Source organism: Aquabacterium lacunae, assembly GCF_004310865.1.
Taxonomy (GTDB): domain Bacteria; phylum Pseudomonadota; class Gammaproteobacteria; order Burkholderiales; family Burkholderiaceae_C; genus Aquabacterium; species Aquabacterium lacunae.
The window spans coordinates 1-2,520 of record NZ_SIXI01000017.1 but is presented as its reverse complement, the minus strand read 5'-3'; the positions used below and the strand labels follow the sequence as shown (position 1 = coordinate 2,520).

The window sequence follows — 2,520 nt, the reverse complement described above, 5'->3', positions numbered from 1 at the left end:
TGTTGAATCACGAGCAAAACTGAGCCAGGCGTCACGTCCAAAACTGAGCCACTAGGTTGACGAAGAAGCGGACTGCTCGGATGTGGATAAGTCTACTGTCTGGTCGGCTCCTTTGGGTGTTTTGCTACGGGTGGACTTGGTTGCGGCCGGTTGTGCCGTCGAGTGCCTGAAGCGCCAGCTTTGATTGCCGGTCTCGACGATGTGGCAGTGATGGGTGAGCCGGTCCAGCAGCGCCGTGGTCATCTTGGCGTCGCCGAACACGCTGGCCCACTCCGAGAACGACAGATTGGTGGTGACAACCACGCTGGTGCGTTCGTACAGCTTGGACAACAGGTGGAACAGCAAGGCACCGCCTGCCTGACTGAAGGGCAAGTAGCCCATCTCGTCGAGGATGACGAGGTCAACGTACATGAGCCGATGCGCCAGTTGCCCGGCCTTGCCCTGCGCCTTCTCCGCCTCCAGCAGATTGACCAGCTCGACAGTCGAGAAGAAGCGTACCCGCTTGCCATGTGCGCGGATGGCATGGACGCCCAGGCTGGTGGCCAGGTGCGTCTTGCCGGTACCTGGGCCGCCCACGAAGACCACGTTGTGGGCTGAGTCGATGAACCTGAGCTCGTGCAGTTGACGCACCAGCGCCTCGTCGACCTGGGCCTGATCAAAGGCAAAGCCAGCCAGGTCGCGGTGGTGCGGGAATCGGGCCACCCGCATCTGGTAGGCCATGGAACGCACTTCCCGATGTGCGCCCTCGGCCTTGATGAGCTGATGCAGCAGGGCTTCGTGGTCGAGCGATTTGAGCCGGGCAATGCCCAGTAGTTCTGGCCAGGCACTGGCCATGCCGTGCAGGCTCAGCCCCTTGAGGCTTGCTGCGATGTCATTGGACATGGTCACCCTCCTGGGGTTGGCGCAGGCGGTCATAGCGCGACACGTCGGCCTGAGGTGGCTCCTGCAACGTCAGCGAAGGCAAGGTTGCCTCTGCAAGACTTTGCAAAGATTCAGGCTCCTTGAGTCTGGCCAGCACGTTGAGCACATGGTCAGCGCTCGCCCGCCCTGATTGCAGCGCCAAATCCACGGCCACCAGCACGTCATCGAGTCCGTGCAAGGTGATGGCCATGAGCACCTGGGCCATCACACGGTCTCCGCCAGGGTGGCGCAGCAGGTGCGCTTGCAGATGCTGCAAGGGCTCGGGCATGGTCTTGAAGGGGGCGCCGTTGCGCAAGGCGCCGGGCTTGCGCTCGAGCAAACTGACGTAGTGCCGCCAGTCGTACAAGGTCTGCCCGCGCTCGAAGCTGCGCGGCAGGCTCACCAGCTGCTCTGGTGCTTCGGCGCTGGGACCAACCACCACCAGGCGGTCTGGATAAGCCCGCACGCTGACACTGGCATGAGCCCATTCGCACGGTACGCTGTAGCGATTGCGCTGGTAGTGGATCAGCGAGGTGGCCGTCACCCGCGCCATCTGCTCGACATAGCCATCGAAGGCGGCAGGATTGGGCATCAGGTGCGTCTGCTCTTGTTGCCAGACGTCAGCGATGGTCAGCTCTGGCCACTCGGGGTGAGGTAGCTCATGCCAGGCGTCCAGACAGGCCTGGTGCAGCCACGCGTTGAGGCTCTCCAGGTCGGGCCAGCGGCGTTCGGCCGCCTCCATCCAGATGCCACGGCGGCGATCCTGAACGTTCTTCTCGACAATGCCCTTCTCCCAGCCTGCGGCCCGGTTGCAGAACTCCGGCTCGAACAGGTAGTGGCCGGTCATGGCCTCGAAGCGGGCATTGACGGTGCGGCTCTTGCCCTGGCCCACCTTGTCGACGGCGGTCTTCATGTTGTCGTAGATGCCCCGGCGCGGCACGCCACCGAAGGCGGTAAAGGCTCGGGCATGGGCGTCGAACAACATCTCGTGGGCCTGGCTGAAGTAGGCGGTGAGCATGAAGGCCCGACTGGCCGCCAGCTTGGTGTGCGCGGCCTCCAGGCGCTTGCGCATGCCGCCCACGAACAGGTACTCGCAGCTCCAGTCGAACTGGAAGGCCTCGCCCATCTCGAAACTCATGGGCACGAAGGCCATGCGCGTGGGGGCATCAGACTGCGCCTGCTGCCAGCGCTTGGCAAATTCGTAGACAGGGCCACGACTGCCGGGGTAGCCCATGGCCTGCAGTGCTCGGAACATGGCCTTGATGCCACGGCGCTCGCGCTTGTTGCGGTGGCTGTCGGCCTTCAGCCAAGTGGCCATCTGTTCTTTGTACGGATCTAGAACGCTGGGGATGCTTGCCCGCTTGGGGTAACGGGGCTCGACCATCTCATCGGATTGAAGCCACTTGGTGGCCGTGTTGCGGGAGATGCCCAGCCTGCGGCTGGCTTCGCGCACGCTCAGGTGGTCACGGTGGACCATGCGGCGCAATTTGCTCAATGTGCTCACGTTGATCACTCCTGCCCCCCGCTGCTGCAAAAAACAGCAGGGTAGGTGGATAACGTGGCTCAAAATTGGACGTGACGGAGACCCTTCAGTGGCTCAGTTTTGCTCGTGATTCAACA

General features: G+C 62.9%; 2 protein-coding genes. Both read right to left on the bottom strand.

Features of this window, described 5'->3' with window-relative positions:
- Positions 1 to 51 precede the first annotated feature (51 nt).
- On the bottom strand, positions 52 to 882 hold the full coding sequence (gene istB, locus EYS42_RS16770) for an IS21-like element ISAav1 family helper ATPase IstB (protein ID WP_130969358.1): 831 nt from the start codon (positions 880 to 882) through the stop codon (positions 52 to 54).
- Entirely contained in the window at positions 872 to 2,404 is a 1,533-nt protein-coding gene (gene istA, locus EYS42_RS16765) for an IS21 family transposase (protein WP_130969357.1), read from the bottom strand. The genes istB and istA overlap by 11 nt, the downstream gene beginning before the upstream one ends.
- Positions 2,405 to 2,520 lie beyond the last annotated feature (116 nt).

Coding starts and splice junctions, on each gene's coding strand:
- istB (WP_130969358.1), bottom strand. CDS start 882: ATGTCCAATGACATCGCAGCAAGCCTCAAGGGGCTGAGCCTGCACGGC.